The 15,274-nt window shown below is 39.0% G+C and carries 15 protein-coding genes; 7 read left to right on the top strand and 8 right to left on the bottom strand.

Features of this window, described 5'->3' with window-relative positions; translation table 11 throughout:
- Positions 1-17: 17 nt before the first annotated feature.
- Both arsB and BT797_RS16680 read right to left on the bottom strand, forming a co-directional pair.
- Positions 18-1,058, bottom strand: a complete 1,041-nt coding sequence (gene arsB / locus BT797_RS16675; protein ID WP_075472852.1) for an ACR3 family arsenite efflux transporter — start codon at positions 1,056-1,058, stop codon at positions 18-20.
- 8 nt (positions 1,059-1,066) lie between these two features.
- Positions 1,067-1,414 carry a metalloregulator ArsR/SmtB family transcription factor gene (locus tag BT797_RS16680; RefSeq protein WP_045110987.1) on the bottom strand — a complete coding sequence of 116 codons (348 nt, stop codon included), beginning with the start codon at positions 1,412-1,414 and terminating at the stop codon, positions 1,067-1,069.
- Positions 1,415-1,716: 302 nt separating this feature from the next.
- Here BT797_RS16680 and BT797_RS16685 point away from each other — a divergent pair, with 302 nt between their 5' ends.
- On the top strand, positions 1,717-3,324 hold the full coding sequence (locus tag BT797_RS16685) for a cation:proton antiporter domain-containing protein (protein ID WP_075472854.1): 1,608 nt from the start codon (positions 1,717-1,719) through the stop codon (positions 3,322-3,324).
- Positions 3,325-3,424: 100 nt separating this feature from the next.
- Here BT797_RS16685 and BT797_RS16690 read toward each other — a convergent pair whose 3' ends face one another.
- Together BT797_RS16690 and BT797_RS16695 are read right to left on the bottom strand one after the other, a co-directional pair.
- The gene (locus tag BT797_RS16690) at positions 3,425-4,180 is read right to left on the bottom strand and encodes a YdcF family protein (RefSeq protein ID WP_045110985.1); all 756 of its coding nucleotides are present in this window, start codon (positions 4,178-4,180) and stop codon (positions 3,425-3,427) included.
- A 121-nt stretch (positions 4,181-4,301) separates the two neighbouring features.
- Positions 4,302-5,168, bottom strand: a complete 867-nt coding sequence (locus BT797_RS16695; protein ID WP_045110984.1) for a LysR family transcriptional regulator — start codon at positions 5,166-5,168, stop codon at positions 4,302-4,304.
- A gap of 127 nt (positions 5,169-5,295) precedes the next feature.
- Here BT797_RS16695 and BT797_RS16700 point away from each other — a divergent pair, with 127 nt between their 5' ends.
- A complete protein-coding gene (locus BT797_RS16700) occupies positions 5,296-6,228 on the top strand; it encodes a DMT family transporter (protein ID WP_075472856.1) in 933 nt (310 codons plus the stop codon).
- Between the two features lie 65 nt (positions 6,229-6,293).
- Positions 6,294-6,500 (top strand): tautomerase family protein, encoded by a 207-nt coding sequence (locus BT797_RS16705; protein WP_075472858.1) that lies wholly within the window; start codon positions 6,294-6,296, stop codon positions 6,498-6,500.
- A 64-nt stretch (positions 6,501-6,564) separates the two neighbouring features.
- Here the strand turns inward: BT797_RS16705 and BT797_RS16710 are convergent, their stop codons facing one another.
- Positions 6,565-7,245: a 2OG-Fe(II) oxygenase gene (locus BT797_RS16710; RefSeq protein ID WP_075472860.1), complete on the bottom strand. Its 681-nt coding sequence runs from the start codon at positions 7,243-7,245 to the stop codon at positions 6,565-6,567.
- A gap of 148 nt (positions 7,246-7,393) precedes the next feature.
- Between BT797_RS16710 and BT797_RS16715 the strand changes: the two genes are divergently transcribed.
- A complete protein-coding gene (locus BT797_RS16715; protein ID WP_045110981.1) occupies positions 7,394-7,735 on the top strand; it encodes a DUF4144 family protein in 342 nt (113 codons plus the stop codon).
- A gap of 15 nt (positions 7,736-7,750) precedes the next feature.
- On the top strand, positions 7,751-8,962 hold the full coding sequence (locus BT797_RS16720; RefSeq protein ID WP_045110980.1) for a cation:proton antiporter: 1,212 nt from the start codon (positions 7,751-7,753) through the stop codon (positions 8,960-8,962).
- 5 nt (positions 8,963-8,967) lie between these two features.
- Here BT797_RS16720 and BT797_RS16725 read toward each other — a convergent pair whose 3' ends face one another.
- Entirely contained in the window at positions 8,968-10,497 is a 1,530-nt protein-coding gene (locus tag BT797_RS16725) for a methyl-accepting chemotaxis protein (protein WP_045110979.1), read from the bottom strand.
- 300 nt (positions 10,498-10,797) lie between these two features.
- Here BT797_RS16725 and BT797_RS16730 point away from each other — a divergent pair, with 300 nt between their 5' ends.
- Together BT797_RS16730 and BT797_RS16735 are read left to right on the top strand one after the other, a co-directional pair.
- A complete protein-coding gene (locus BT797_RS16730; RefSeq protein WP_244534213.1) occupies positions 10,798-12,456 on the top strand; it encodes an ATP-binding protein in 1,659 nt (552 codons plus the stop codon).
- Positions 12,443-13,132 (top strand): response regulator, encoded by a 690-nt coding sequence (locus BT797_RS16735; RefSeq protein WP_045110978.1) that lies wholly within the window; start codon positions 12,443-12,445, stop codon positions 13,130-13,132. The genes BT797_RS16730 and BT797_RS16735 overlap by 14 nt, the downstream gene beginning before the upstream one ends.
- A gap of 80 nt (positions 13,133-13,212) precedes the next feature.
- On the opposite strand, the gene BT797_RS16740 is transcribed toward BT797_RS16735, so the two are convergent.
- Both BT797_RS16740 and BT797_RS16745 read right to left on the bottom strand, forming a co-directional pair.
- Positions 13,213-14,748, bottom strand: a complete 1,536-nt coding sequence (locus BT797_RS16740; protein ID WP_045110977.1) for a tripartite tricarboxylate transporter permease — start codon at positions 14,746-14,748, stop codon at positions 13,213-13,215.
- A 10-nt stretch (positions 14,749-14,758) separates the two neighbouring features.
- Positions 14,759-15,262 (bottom strand): tripartite tricarboxylate transporter TctB family protein, encoded by a 504-nt coding sequence (locus tag BT797_RS16745; protein ID WP_045110976.1) that lies wholly within the window; start codon positions 15,260-15,262, stop codon positions 14,759-14,761.
- Between the last annotated feature and the right edge of the window lie 12 nt (positions 15,263-15,274).

The following is a 15,274-nucleotide window of genomic DNA, read 5'->3' on the forward strand; positions in this document are numbered from 1 at the left end:
TTTTATGATTGCCTTATTTAGCTTAATAATTCAGATTTTGAATTGTTAAAGCTGTTTTGACTACGATTAATAATGGCGACGAGCGATAGCATAATCGGGACTTCGACGAGTACACCAACTACAGTGGCAAGTGCCGCTCCTGAATGTAGACCAAATAACGAAATAGCAACGGCGACAGCGAGTTCAAAGAAATTGGAGGTACCAATTAAGCAAGCTGGACCTGCTATGTTATGCGGTAGTTTAAGGCGTTTTGCGGCAAAAAAAGTAATCGCAAAGATCATGTATGTCTGCAATGCCAGTGGAATCGCGATGAGAACAATGGTTTTGGGATCGTTGAGTAAGGTATTAGCCTGAAAGCCAAATAATAAGGTAACGGTGGCGAGTAGGCCTAAGATAGACCAAGGTTTTAGCTTTGCCAGTGTATGCCGAATCGCTTCTTTGTCTGTTGATTTATCTAATTTTTTACGTGTTAGGATACCGGCAATTAAGGGCAGAACAACATAGAGAAAAACAGATAACTGCAAGGTTTCCCAAGGGACATTGATATCACTGACTTCCAGTAAAAATGCTGCGATAGGGGCAAATGCAAAGACCATAATAATGTCGTTCACGGAGACTTGCACTAAGGTGTAATTTGCATCACCTTTGGTGAGTTGTGACCAAACAAATACCATTGCAGTACAAGGCGCCACCCCGAGTAAGATCATCCCCGCGATATATTCTTGTGCAGAGCTGGCGTCGACCATGTCAGCGAAAAATACTTTAAAAAATAACCAGGCAAAAGCAGCCATTGTAAAAGGTTTAATGATCCAATTAATGAATACGGTGAGGAACAATCCCTTTGGGTTTTTACCGACATCTTTAATAGCAGAAAAATCAATTTGTACCATCATTGGATAAATCATTATCCAGATAAAGATGGCGACAACTAAGTTAACATGTGCAATTTCTAAACCTGCAATTAACTGAAAAACGTCTGGTTGCCAAGCGCCTAAAATCACACCTGCGGTGATAGCAAGTGCTACCCATACTGATAAATATCGTTCAAATATACCCATGTTCGTTACTACTCGCAGTGTTGTTGTGTTCTTTCTGGGCGTTTACCCATGTCGTTTAGTCGTTGTATATCAGCAGTAATTAAGCTGCTATTTTGTTGTGAACTTAGATCTATAATTATTTTTTGCCATTCCGGTAATTCTGGGTTAATGGCATAGAACACCCATTGTTTATACTTTCTATCAACTAATAAACCAGACTTACGGAGTTGAGATAAATTACGAGAAATACTTGGCTGACTTGCTGTCACGGCTGATATTAATTCACATACACAAAGCTCTTTTTCAATATCAATTAGCATTAATATTCTTAGACGGGTTTCGTCAGAAAGAATTTTAAAAAGTTGTGTCGGTTCCATATTATTTACTCACATATATTTTTTATTATGCGATAAGTATATGTATAATTTGTTATATGTGTCAATTGTTATATTCGATCTGTGTTATATTGATTTAATTGATCAGGTATGCAAATGAGTTATATGTAATATAAATTTAATACCTAAGTAGTATAAAGAGATTGTTCTATGTCACTAATTATCTTAAAATTAGCAAACTAATTTACTGCTTTAATTCAACCAATAAATATTATCGCTAATCATGCTCACGGTTATCATGTCGAGAGTATAGGCGTTTCGTCCACCTTATATAGGTCTCGTTAATGGATACTACTCTTTTACTTTTTATCGCCACTGCATTTAGTTTTGGCATGCTTGTTAATCTAGCGGGATTACCACCTATGGTCGGTTTCCTATTGGCGGGTTTTACGCTTAATTTTTACGGTTTTGAAGCGACTCAAGGTTTGCAAACATTTGCAGATCTCGGTGTTACCTTGCTCTTGTTCTCGATTGGTTTAAAGTTAGATATACGTACTTTGTTTAAAGCCGAAGTATGGGGTGGGGCAAGTGTACATATTTTTGCCAGTATTGCTTTTTATGCAGTCGTTTTATTTATCTTAAAACAAATAGGGTTAACTTTTTTTACTAACCTAGATAGCTTTTCACTAATGCTTGTCGCTTTTGCATTAAGTTTCTCAAGTACTGTATTTGCAGTGAAAATCCTAGAAGAAAAGAGTGAAACAAACTCGTTATATGGCCGTATCGCGATTGGTATTCTGATCATGCAAGATATCTTTGCCGTGGTATTTTTAACAGTCTCAGTCGGTAAGATCCCGTCGTTATTTGCTGTTATTTTATTAGCATTACCGTTAATTAGGCCATTATTGTTTAAATTATTAGACAGAGTTGGTCACGGTGAACTCTTGGTTTTGTACGGTATTTTCCTTTCGCTTGTGCTTGGCGCTGGGTTGTTTGAATCGGTAGGTATGAAAGCTGATTTGGGGGCCTTGATTGCCGGTATGTTATTAGCAGGTCACGTCAGTGCGAAACAGATGGCAAAGTCTTTGTTTAACATGAAAGAGATGCTGCTTGTTTGTTTCTTTCTCAGTATTGGTTTAGGTGGGCTGCCAACTATTGACCACTTGTTCGTGGCGGGGATTTTAGCTGTCTTACTGTTTGGTAAAATAGCCTTATATTTCCTTACGTTGGCGAAATTTAAACTACGCGCTCGTACGTCATTATTTGCGGCGTTTTCGTTGGCAAATTACAGTGAGTTTGGTTTGATTGTGGCTGCATTGGCGACTTATAAAGGTTGGTTATCACAAGACTGGTTGATTATTACTGCACTTGCAGTATCAATCAGTTTTGTTATTGCTTCGTTACTTAATAAATATGCGGATGATATTTATAACCGCTTTACGGATAAATTAGCGCGTTTCCAAGCCTCGAATTTACACATTGATGATCGTCCTGTTTCGCTTGGCGATGCCGAAATATTAGTGATGGGTATGGGCCGAATTGGTGCTGGTGCGTATGATGAATTGAAATCTCAATATGGTGATAAGGTATTGGGTCTTGATTATAATAACCAAAAGACCTTAGATCATTGTGAACTTGGTCGACGCGTGATCACTGCCGATGCGCTTGATACTGATTTTTGGAATAAATTGGAAATGACCGATAACATTAAATTGGTGTTATTAGCGATGCCCGATCATCACGGTAATCATTATGCTGCAGAGCAGTTACATAAAATGGATCGTTGTAGTTTCCAAGTTGCTGCGCTAGCACATTTTAAGAGTGATGAAGATGAGCTGAGAGCGCTTGGCGTTAATCCTGTTTATAACATGTATCAAGAAGCGGGGGCAGGTTTTGCTCACCATGTTTGGACTGAGTTAAAAATTCCAACACGTCCTCTTGCCGATAGTTAATATAATCAATATACGAAGGTAACTCGCATCATTTAATTTTTACTCGTTACCTTCGTTATTACTTTTGTGCTAAGTTTCTACTTTAACGTTAGACTACTAGCTAGGCGTCACCCGCATTAGTGCGCTTTTGGTTTGCGCCAATCATGTTGTAGATATCATATCGCCAAAACCCAATCCATTCGTGTAATGCAAAATCAGTCAGTGCAAAGTTATACCCAAGTGGGATGAATGATATGTTTGCTGACATATAATCGGCTCTGATTGGGGTTGCACGTACACCAAAATGTTCAAAATACAATTGGCTACGTTTGATGTGTAATCCAGATGAGACTAAAACGCTGTAGTCGAAATCGCCTTTGCTGAGTATTTCACTGGTGAATTGTGCATTCTGCCATGTGTTAAGACTCTTTGGTTCGGTGATTATATCAACGGCATTAATACCAATAGAAACTAAGCGTTCTTTATAAACGGCGGCTTCTGTATCACCTAGATTTTTAGTATCACCACCACTTACAATGATTTTACATTGTTGAGCACTGTCAACACATTCATTGTAAAGTCTTGCCGTTTCGTAGATCCGCCCAAAAGAATGGAAAGGCGGCTCAATATTATTGCCAACCTTTTCTAGACCTGCGCCAAGTAAGATAATAGCGTTATTTTCCTGCCAATGAATCGGGGGTTTCGCTACATAATCTTGCTGTAATTTATCCAATAAATATTTAGGGACGACCCCGATACTGATAAGTGCTGTAAGTAAAATTATGCAGCATAATACGATTGATTTGGTGCGATGAAAGTTAAAAAAACGTAATAATAGGCAGATAATGATAAGTAAAGATATAAGCAGCAGGCTCATTGATTGTCCTTGTTGAAGTATGAAAAATACAGTATTTCATTGCAGTATAAAGTAATCAAATAATTTATCATGTTTAAGTGGCTGGTCGGATGCTTATAAGCAACTGAAACTTAGTGTTAAACTAGATATTTGATGTTGCTATTAATGTGCTCTTAAATGCTTCCATACTTGATTTCACTGAGTCCTTACGCCAAATTAAGTTAGTCGTTGTAGAGCCTATCATTGTTGGTAAAGGGTGTGTTTTAATACCTTCTTTAAATGGATATACAGTCAATAATTTTTCTGGCACAAAACCAACCCCCATACCCGCTGTTACGCAGTTTAATAGTGCCGTATAGGAGTTTATTTCCACAATTTTGGGGAGTATATCTGCTTGTTTTACCCAGTCAACTAAACGTGTACGATAGACGCATTGTGTTGAGAAACCCAGTAATGTGGGATTATGGCCTAAGTCTAAGGGGGAGTTAATATCTTCATTAAGCAAACTCGAAACCAGTACTAGGGTCTCGCTAAATATTGGTGTTATTTGTAGTCGTTGATCTTGGGGGGGATCAGACACGAGTGCTAAGTCTAGTTGGCCATCAATAACTTGTTCGATGAGTGTACCTGTGGGGCTGGTGGTTACTTCTAACTCGACTTCAGTGTAGGTCTGATGAAAATCCAATAATACGTTAGATAGGCGTGATGCCGCGACAGCTTCGATACTGCCTAAGCGTAGTCTTCCAGATGGTGTCGTATTATTGATTTTTAATATCGCCGACTCAGCCATGGCTAGAATTTCTTTAGCATGAGTAAAAAATTGTTCACCAGTGGGTGAGGGTCTTAACCGGTTCTTTTCTCGAATGAATAGAGCGGTATTTAATTCGGCTTCTAATTTTTTGACTCGTGATGTAATATTTGAAGGTACACGATTTAATGCATGTGCTGCAGGACTTATCCCGCCCATTTCGACGACAGCACAAAAAATAGTAAGGTCAGACAATTCCATTGTTTATATCTCCACGTTACACCGCATTACCTTCTTCAAATGAGAAAGATAGATTCATAATAATTCATTATTAATAACAGTATATTGCTTTTATACTCTAATTCATAAGCTTAGTTAGGAATAAATTATGAATAATTCAACACGTCAAGGTTACTTGGCTGCATTTGGGGCCGTGCTTATTTGGTCTGGGTTTATTTTAGTGTCTCGTATGGGTGGGATTAGCCCCTTATTGTCTTATGATGTTATTGCCATTCGTTATGCAACTTGTGCAGCTTTAGTTCTCCCTATTTGGTGGTTTAAATTTCGGTTCAAGTTATGGCAACCTAAGTTCATTGTTTGTAGCCTGTTTGGTGGTCTAGGATATGCGTTATTTGCCTTTCAAGGATTTGAAACGACTCCTGGTTCACAGTCAGCGGTACTGCTGCCTGGCTTGATCCCTGTGATGATTATTGTTTTGTCGGTTGTGGTTAACAAACAAAGGCACGTTTGGAGTAAGTGGTTTGGTGTCGCGGTGATTACATCGGGTATCGCGGTGCTATTTTTACAAGAGTTTTTAGTGCTGGGAGCATTATCGATTAGTCATTTAAGTTTGGCGGGAGCTGCGTTTTGTTGGGGCATATTTTCAGTATTACTGAGCCGTTGGCAGATCACACCATGGCAAGCAACCGCGAGTTTAGCCATTATAACTTGTACTATTTATATGCCGGTTTACTTGCTTTGGTTACCCAAAAATATCAGTTTAGGAATGTCAGAATTGTGGGGGGACATCTTACTGCAAAGCTTTTATCAAGGTTTTCTCGCGACCATAGTTCAGATGCTGTTATATGTTCGCGCTGTGCAGATTATTGGTGCGGCGAACATGGGCACTATGATGGCGATGGTACCGGTTATTGCCGGTGTGAGTGCGTTATTTGTATTTGATGAACCTGTTAAAATAGGTTTAATCATCGCGATGACTGCGGTGAGTATTGGTGTCTGGTTTGCTAATACCCAGTTTTTTGTTAATAAAAAGCACTTTGCTAATAAAAAACTAACTTACGCCAAGAGTGAACACGCATAAATTAAGTCTGTTATTTCAAGGTTAGATTATGGAATTCTGACCGTTATCATCAAAGGAGTTGTTAAATGCCGTATATCAATATCAAAATCACCGATGAGCAAGTAACGAAAGAGCAAAAAGCACAGTTAATCGCAGGTGCGACACAATTGCTGGTGGACGTATTGGGGAAAAAACCGAAAACGACCGTTGTGGTGATTGACGAAGTGAATACCGATAACTGGGGTATAGGTGGCGAAGTGGTGACGACACTGCGCCAAAAAACTCAGCCTTAGTTGTTTATTACTTGCTATCGATTATTAAAGACGAGTGATAGTAATATGACTCGTCTTTTTGTTGTTATGACGTTGGGTCTATCGTGCCTGCAATTGAATTGTTCATTCTAAACCAACCAGCAATTGAATAACGTGTTGATTTAGCTGCAAGTACTTCATGCGGAAAACGTTCACTTTCAAATACTACCAAGGTCCCTGTTTTGGGCGCAATGCGTACGATCACATCATTTGAATCTTGTGCATAGATGAGTAATTCACCACCAACACCGGGGGTGTTCAGGTAACAGACCGTGGTAAAGACGCGGTTTGATTTACCTTTAAACGCATCTAGGTGTTTTTTATAAAAATCACCAATTTCATATTTCGCGTAATGACATTCATAATCAAATAAGCCTAAGAAAAAGTTACGATTAACTTCCAACCTAAGGTCGCTCATTAGCGCCATAAAATCAGCTTGAGCAGGACTTTCACCCGTTAACCACAAGGTTTTATCTTTGCGTATCTGAGTGTTTAATTGTGAGTCTTGCTGACGACCAATGCCAGCGGCTTTAAATTCAGGTTGGTTTTCAAGGCAATCAGTCAGTAACTTTTCAATAATGCCTTCTGGAAGTGCATCTTCGATAACAGCATAACCATGCTTATGGATATTATCTAAAATAGCATCGATGGTGGTGCGAAAATTATTCTTTGCTCGTAACTGGGTTGTTTCCACATTTGTATAATATACAAGTAAATGATAGGCCATTATACTCAGTTTAATGCACATAAGTATGATTAAAGGTGATATTCGTTTTGCTAGTGTGAATGCTAAGCTTAAGTATTTGAATTTTATAACTGAAACATTAATAACAAGCTGCTACAGTGGGCTAATAGTAAATGATAGGAGTACTCAAATGGTAAAGTGGCCTGCAGTGATAAAATATCACAGTGAAGATGAACTTATTTATGTTGAGTCGTTAACTGAGTGGAAAAATGATCCTGGTTTATGCCTGCCTCACTATGAATCAGAAGATAGGTTAATCGATGCGAGTGGTGCTTTATTTTCACTTCCTGTCGCGTCATCTCCTTTGAATACAGACATGTTTGTTTCTTTAGACTGTCGAATATTGGTGTCTGAGTTTGTCGAATTGATTCGTAAGCATGCGGTGATTGAAAATTATTGCTGCTCTGCAAAGCTAAATGCTAAAACGTATCAACAAGTGATCGCGATGGTCAAAGAAATCAATTCACTTTAGTTCGGAGTTTTAGTCATGGATGAACATGTCGTTATTTTGATTATTGCCTTAATCGTATTGTTCTATGGTTTTATATCCAAAAAATTCGCCCAATTTGATATATCAGGCCCTATGGTATTCACCGTATTGGGGCTTATTTGCTCGCCATTTGGATTAGGTATTACTGCTGTTGAAGTGGATGCCGAATTTGTTACTGTGTTGGTGGAAATCACATTAGTACTCGTGTTGTTTAGTGATGCGGCATTGTTAGATCTAAAGTTGCTGCGACGTTCATGGCATATACCAGCACGACTACTCTTTATTGCTCTACCTTTAACGATTTTCGCAGGTACTGCAGCAGCAGTATGGCTGTTTCCTGACCAAGCAATTATTTATATGATCCTATTGGCGTTACTGCTTACACCTACGGATGCGGCCTTAGGAAAAGCGGTGGTCTCAGATCCGAAAGTACCTAACATGATCCGTTCGAGTATCAATGTTGAAAGTGGTTTAAATGACGGTATTGTTTTCCCTGTTGTACTAACCGTGGTAGCACTGATAACCAGTGGATTAAGTAAAGCTGATGATTATAACTGGATTTGGTATGTAGCTGAACAAATCGTTTTTGGCATGCTGGTTGGCGGTATGGTTGGTTATCTTGGTGCTAAATTATTGAACAAAGCAATTGCGCATAACTGGATTGAAGAAAGCTATCAAAACCTGATTCCGATAGCCCTCGCTATTCTCGGGTTTTATCTTGCCGAAGCATTATTAGGTAATGGTTTTATTGCTGCTTTTTTTGCGGGGTTATATATTGGCAATACCAGTAAACAAGCGCGAGCGCATATTGCAGAGTTTGCAGAAAGCGAAGGGGAGTTATTTATTCTTATTAGCTTCTTTTTGTTTGGTTTAGCGTTTGTGCCATTAACATTACATGATATTAGCGTGAATGTGGTTATCTATGCATTATTGAGCTTGACTGTATTACGTATGTTGCCTGTGATGATTTCATTAATTGGTACAAATTTGGATTTTGCAAGCCGTGTGTTTATTGCTTGGTTTGGACCGCGTGGAATTGCTTCTATTTTATACGTGTTGATTGTGGCGCATAACGTCGGTGATATTGGTGGTTTTGATGTTGTTTACGCTGTTGTAACTCTTACGATCCTTATGAGCATTTTTGCTCACGGCTTTACCGCACAGCCTTTTTCAAATCTATACGGTAAAAGCCATTGCAACAGACCTTAATCAGCTTAAAAGGTTGAGCCTAACGCAGCCAGTGATTTAGAGTTATTGTTAATATCGGATGCCTCACGTTCAACTAACTCTGTTTGTTGTAGGTTATGCTGTGAAGCATCACTGATATTGACAATATTTCGACTGATTTCTTGTGACACCATATTCTGCTCTTCTGATGCACTCGATATTTGTATTGCCAAGTCTGAAATATCAGTGATAGCACCATAGACATTCTGCATCATCACTTGTGTACGTTTAGATTCATCAACACATAACTCGGCAGACTCTTTGCCTTGCTGCATCGTTATTGACCATTGCTCAAGCGTTTGTTGAATCTCGTTAATTGAGGTTTGGATTTGCTCAGTGGCATTATGGCTGCGTGTTGATAATGCTCTTACCTCATCGGCTACAACAGAAAAACCACGGCCATGTTCACCAGCGCGCGCAGCCTCAATTGCTGCATTTAATGCAAGTAGATTTGTTTGGTCGGCAATCCCTCGAATTTCTAACATGATGCTGCTAATTTTTTTGGCTTCTTCTGACAGCATATTAGCAGATGTAGCGGATTCTGATACATCATTTGCGAGTTTGCCAATTTGGCTCATGGTGTCTGACATCGCCTTTGTTACACTTTCACAATCATTATGGGCAAGTTGTACTTTTTTCGAGGTTAATAGAGTATTTTGAGACACTTCTGCAATCGTGGATGACATTTCAGTGACGGCGGTTGCGACCTGATGCAATTCAAGTGTTTCTTGTTCAACACCTTCTTTTGCTCTGTTAGCTGCAGTGGTTAGGTTATCAGCTCCCGTTTCAAGTGATCGACTACTATCAACAATACGACCTAAAATAGTCTGAATCTTACCTTCTTCCATTTTTAATTGGAAATCAACCACACCCTGTGGTTTTAACCCTGAGAATATATAACGAGAAACACTGTCATAATTTTGTTTCAAAGAAGTAAAATAGCGTGGCACTGTAATCAATTCATTATAGAAAATAATAAAGGGTAGCAGTGGTAATAAAATACTGAAGTAAGGCATATTTTGACTGATGTACACGATCAATGTACTGATAATGAAGAAAGCCAAGGGTTTTAAGAGTGGACGCTGATACCACTGGAATAAACTTTTTCCGTTATTAATTTTTTTGTAAGTGTGTTCGGCGGTAAGCTTATCTTTGTGCGCTAGTTTTTTACGTACAGACTGATAACCAACTAATTTACCTTGCTCGTGAATTGGTGTTACAAAGGCATCAACCCAATAATAGCGACCATCTTTGCAGCGGTTTTTAACTGCGCCACGCCAAGGTTTTCCGGCTTGTAAATTCGTCCAAAGATCTTTGAATGCAGCGGCTGGCATATCAGGATGACGAACAACGTTGTGGTTTTGACCGACTAATTCATCGAGTTCAAAACCAGCGACTTGGCAAAAGGTGGGATTAGCATAAGTAATGACACCTCGGGTATCCGTGGTAGAAACTAATTCATCTTGTACATCAAATGAGACTTCTTCATTTACGACTTGAGTGTTTCTTTTATTCATTACTTATTTATCCTTAACTTTAGTATTTAATAGGCATTTTTTATGCACTATTGTCTATACTATCATGATACCTCAAATTGATTACTAATTGTGGCTAAAACGTTAAAGTAGTGTAAATACGCTTAATTTAGTTAGCATTTCCTTTATTTAGGTATTAGTCGTTTATACGCAGTTGAAAGAAAACTAAGGTTACCGTAATGTTAATTGTTTTTTCGTGAACGAGTGGTTTACTCCAATTTCGAGTATATAAATACGGATCAATGTTATAATTGTATTCTTTTTACCATCGGCTTTGCTTGTATGATTGCATTAACGAAAAGTAACGTATTGTTTAATTGGCAGAAGCTGACTTTTAGGCATCGCTTATTACTGGTTATGACCTTGTCTGGTGTTGTTAAGTTATTGATTTTATCGATTGCAGGCTTTGCTTATTTAAAGCATTGGGAAGAGCAGGAAAGTGGAGAAAAAGCACTCGGTATTGCTAAGTTTTTAGCTGCATCGCCTTCTGTGATTGAAGCTATTGAGGCGAAAAATCCAGAACTAATCAGAGAAAAAGTCGAATTGTTACGCTCATCCATTAATGCTACGTTTATTGTGATCGGTGATAAAAACAGTTTACGTTATGCTCATCCTGTCGCTAATCGTCTTGGTCATAAAATGCAGGGGGAAGATAATGATAAAGCCTTAAAACAAGGTTTATCTTATATTTCGCTGGCCGAAGGCTCATTAGGTAAATCAGTACGCGGTAAAACACCCATATTGGCTTACAATGGAGAAATTATAGGTGTTGTCTCTGTTGGCTATTTAGTCACAAGTATTGAAAATAAAGCCAAGCACTTCCTCGTATTCCTTCTTTTTATGGTCGTGTTGGTTGTACTTACTAATGCATTAATTTCTAATTTTACGGCAAAGAAATTTCAGAATGCGATATTTGGCTTTGAGCCCGAAGAGTTCGGTCGCTTATATATGGAGCTAGAAGTAACGCTTAGTACTATCAAAGAAGGTGTTGTGAGTATTGATGCGAATGGTTATTTACGTTCAATCAACCGCAGTGCATGCGATATTTTTAAAGTGAAGGCCAAGGATGTATTGCACCGAAAAATGGATGAAGTATTGCCTGATAACAATCTAACGGAAATTTTAACCAGCAAAGTCAGCGAATACAATGTTGAGATGATGATTAAAGGCCAAGCTATTGTGGCGAATAGGTTGGTGCTTGTTGTTGATGACCGGGTTGTTGGTGCTGTATCAAGTTTCCGTCTTAAAGATGAAATTACAGAACTCACTAAACAGCTATCACAGGTGCGTGAATATTCCGACTTGTTACGCTCGCAAACGCATGAACATAGTAATAAATTAAACACTATCAGCGGCCTTATTCATTTAGGTAAGAATGAAGAAGTATTAAACTTGATAGGACAAGAAACCGCACGCTATCAACATTTAATTCAATTCTTACGTGAAGCAATTCACGAACCTATGATCGCAGGCGTATTGTTAGGTAAAAGTGAAAGGGCTAGGGAGCTAGGGTTATTATTAGAGATTGATGAAGGGTCACAGCTGTTAACCTTACCTGAACATATTCGTGCCGAAGATATTGTAACAATTTTAGGTAACTTTATTGATAATGGCTTTGATGCTTGTATCAGTAGCAATACGATAAAATCAGAGAGAAAAGTATCAGTGAGCATTTCTGATTTTGGCAATGAGATTATCATTGAAGTGGAAGATAACGGTTGTGGTTTACCAGAAGGTATCGCACAAAAAGAATTAATTAAACAAGGCGTATCAAGCAAATCGGAAAGTAACCGAGGCGTGGGACTGCACCTTGTTGATCAAATCATTAGTCAATATTATGGGCAGCTAATGATGAAAAGTATAGATAATGAAGGAACAAGAATGACGGTGTATTTACCAAAAAAATATACGAATAAGGATATTATGAATGACATCAACTAATGCGATTAAAGTGTTAATCATTGAAGATGATGTGGGTATCGCTGAGATCCACCGCCGAAATTTGATGAAAATAGAGGGCTTAAGTGTCATTGGTATCGCAACCACGAAAACTGAAGCTGAAACCTTACTTGAGGTGTTAACTCCAGATTTAATTTTGCTGGATGTTTATTTACCGGATGGTAACGGTTTAGATATTCTTCGTGACTTGCGCCAACAGCAACACGAATGTGATGTGATTCTAATTACAGCAGACCGTGATGCAGAGACGCTACAAGCTGCCATGCGCGGTGGCGTTGTAGATTATATTTTAAAACCCGTTATATTTGCACGCTTAGAAGAGTCATTATATAAGTACTTAAAGCAGAAAAATCAATTTGGTATTTTAGATGATTTAGATCAGCGGGTCGTTGATTCAATGATCTCGGTGAGTGTGAAAAGCTCTGTTTCATCCCGATTACCGAAAGGTATTGATAGTGTGACTTTGGATAAAGTACGTGGTTTGTTTACTGAACATAAAGATATCACCGCGGATAATGCAGGGGTATTTATTGGAGCAAGTCGGACAACGGCAAGACGTTATTTAGAGCATCTGATTAGTACTGGTGAGCTAGTGGCTGATTTGAATTATGGTACGGTAGGACGTCCAGAAAGAACCTATCGGAAACAAGCTCGATAGCTTTTTAGCCAAAACTCTTTATATGAAAAAAACAGCGCATCAAGCGCTGCTTTTATAAAAACGAACGATTAGAAACGAATTTAACGACTACCTTCTGCTGACCTCGCCTTGTTAACACGATAACGATTAAATGCCGTTAATAGTATTGGAGTCACAAGTACTAACGCTGATATGACGGTGAACGTTAAGGTGATAGGGCGTTCCCATAAGAAGTTTAACTCACCATCGCTGAGCATCAATGAACGGCGTAGGTTTTCTTCCATTAATCCACCAAGAATGAAACCGAGTAATAACGGGGCTAATGGGAAAGTCGCTAACCTTAAAAATATCGCGATTACTGCTATTATGATCATAACAAATACATCAACAGTATTAAATGAAACCAGATACACCCCCGTGATTGAGAAGAAAATGATCATCGGCAGTAATACGGTTCTTGGCACGGCTAATAGTTTTGAAATATACGGGATTAGCGGTAGATTCAAGACCATCAAAACAACGTTACCGAAGTACATAGAGATGATCACCGACCAGAATATTTCAGGGTTATCGACAAACAAGCGTGGACCAGGTTGAACACCATAAGATATCAATGCACCTAGCATAATGGCAGTTGTTCCAGAACCTGGAATACCTAAGGTTAATAGCGGTACAAATGAACCACTTGATGCGGCATTGTTAGCGGATTCTGGCGCCACTAAACCACGGATACTGCCTTTACCAAATTCATCGCGTTTATCTTTTGGTGCTAGATTACGCTCTAAACCGTAACTTAAGAAAGCAGCAATCGTCGCGCCTGCGCCTGGTAATACCCCGACAAAAAATCCGAGAATCGAAGATCGAATTGCCACTGGGGCAACTTCTTTTATTTCTTCTTTTGTCACTTTCATGCTGCCGATTTCAGCTAAAGCACAGTTCTCTTCTGATGACGTATCAGGGTCTGGTTTTAAAATACTGAATAAAATCTCACCGAGGGCAAAGGTTGCCATAGCTAATAATAAGAAACTAAAACCATCCATTAGGTCAGTTAAACCAAAGGTGAAACGCTCAACGCCAATCCCTTTATCGATACCGACTGTTGATAACATTAAACCTAAAATAGTCATCATCCAGGCTTTTAGCACCTGGCCTTTACCGGCAAAGGCGGCTACGGCAGACAAACCTACGAGCATAAGTGAAAAATAATCAGATGATTGAAAACTTAATGACACTTTTGCTAAGGCGGGAGCCGCGATTAATAGCATAATTGCGGATAAGGTGCCGCCAGTAAATGAGGCATATGCAGCAAGCGCTAGCGCTTTACCCGCTTGGCCTTTTTTCGCCATTGGGTAACCATCAAATGCGGTGACTACCGTTGAAGAGCAACCGGGAGCATTGATTAGAATTGATGAGGTTGAGCCACCAAAAATTGCACCGTAATAAACACCGGCCATTAAGATCATACCTGACGATGGGTCTAAACCATAGGTAATCGGGATCATAAGGGCAATTGCTGAAATAGGACCAAGACCGGGCAACATACCAATAAAAGTACCAACAAAACAACCGACCATGACCATCATTAAGTTGGTTGGCATGATTGCTGTGGATAAGCCTGCTAAAATTCCATCTAACATAATTATCTTCCTACAAGCTTAAAAAAAGGTAACCAGGTTCAAGATAAATATCCAGAACTTTGGTAAGAAGTAACCAAAATAGCGTTACAAAAGGAAAGGAAGCACCAAGCAAGACCGTTTTTCGACGTTCGCCAAGTAGCCAAAATCCAATTAGTAAGAATAAGCTGGTAGCTAATACGAATCCGAGCCAAGTTAAGCCCACGCCATATGCGGTCATTAAAATAATAAATGAGGTGAGTAAGCGCCAATCTAAGCGACTTTCGTTTGCGATTTGTTGCTCGCAAGCATTTCTATTACTGGGTGCAGCGGGTGACATCACGATGAGTAGCAGCGACATGACAATCCCGGCGGTTGTTAATAAATAGGGTAAAGTACGCGCAGTAAAGGCTTCATATTCATCGCCAGGAAAAAGCTGAATTTGGGTGGTTTGGTAACCGTAAATTAAACAGACAAGCAGAAATATTAATCCACTCAGTCGATCTCGGTTTAATAATGATAAAGCGGTTGATTGCATGAGGGCTCCAAT

Origin of the sequence: Moritella viscosa, from assembly GCF_900120065.1 — a bacterium.
GTDB lineage: Bacteria > Pseudomonadota > Gammaproteobacteria > Enterobacterales > Moritellaceae > Moritella > Moritella viscosa.

Bases quoted from the DNA above. Each gene is read 5' to 3' on its own strand.
- BT797_RS16745 (WP_045110976.1), bottom strand. From the start codon at position 15,262: ATGCAATCAACCGCTTTATCATTATTAAACCGAGATCGACTGAGTGGA.
- BT797_RS16730 (WP_244534213.1), top strand. From the start codon at position 10,798: ATGATTGCATTAACGAAAAGTAACGTATTGTTTAATTGGCAGAAGCTG.
- arsB (WP_075472852.1), bottom strand. From the start codon at position 1,058: ATGGGTATATTTGAACGATATTTATCAGTATGGGTAGCACTTGCTATC.
- BT797_RS16715 (WP_045110981.1), top strand. From the start codon at position 7,394: ATGGTAAAGTGGCCTGCAGTGATAAAATATCACAGTGAAGATGAACTT.
- BT797_RS16700 (WP_075472856.1), top strand. From the start codon at position 5,296: ATGAATAATTCAACACGTCAAGGTTACTTGGCTGCATTTGGGGCCGTG.
- BT797_RS16680 (WP_045110987.1), bottom strand. From the start codon at position 1,414: ATGGAACCGACACAACTTTTTAAAATTCTTTCTGACGAAACCCGTCTA.
- BT797_RS16685 (WP_075472854.1), top strand. From the start codon at position 1,717: ATGGATACTACTCTTTTACTTTTTATCGCCACTGCATTTAGTTTTGGC.
- BT797_RS16740 (WP_045110977.1), bottom strand. From the start codon at position 14,748: ATGTTAGATGGAATTTTAGCAGGCTTATCCACAGCAATCATGCCAACC.
- BT797_RS16720 (WP_045110980.1), top strand. From the start codon at position 7,751: ATGGATGAACATGTCGTTATTTTGATTATTGCCTTAATCGTATTGTTC.
- BT797_RS16705 (WP_075472858.1), top strand. From the start codon at position 6,294: ATGCCGTATATCAATATCAAAATCACCGATGAGCAAGTAACGAAAGAG.
- BT797_RS16710 (WP_075472860.1), bottom strand. From the start codon at position 7,245: ATGGCCTATCATTTACTTGTATATTATACAAATGTGGAAACAACCCAG.
- BT797_RS16735 (WP_045110978.1), top strand. From the start codon at position 12,443: ATGACATCAACTAATGCGATTAAAGTGTTAATCATTGAAGATGATGTG.
- BT797_RS16690 (WP_045110985.1), bottom strand. From the start codon at position 4,180: ATGAGCCTGCTGCTTATATCTTTACTTATCATTATCTGCCTATTATTA.
- BT797_RS16725 (WP_045110979.1), bottom strand. From the start codon at position 10,497: ATGAATAAAAGAAACACTCAAGTCGTAAATGAAGAAGTCTCATTTGAT.
- BT797_RS16695 (WP_045110984.1), bottom strand. From the start codon at position 5,168: ATGGAATTGTCTGACCTTACTATTTTTTGTGCTGTCGTCGAAATGGGC.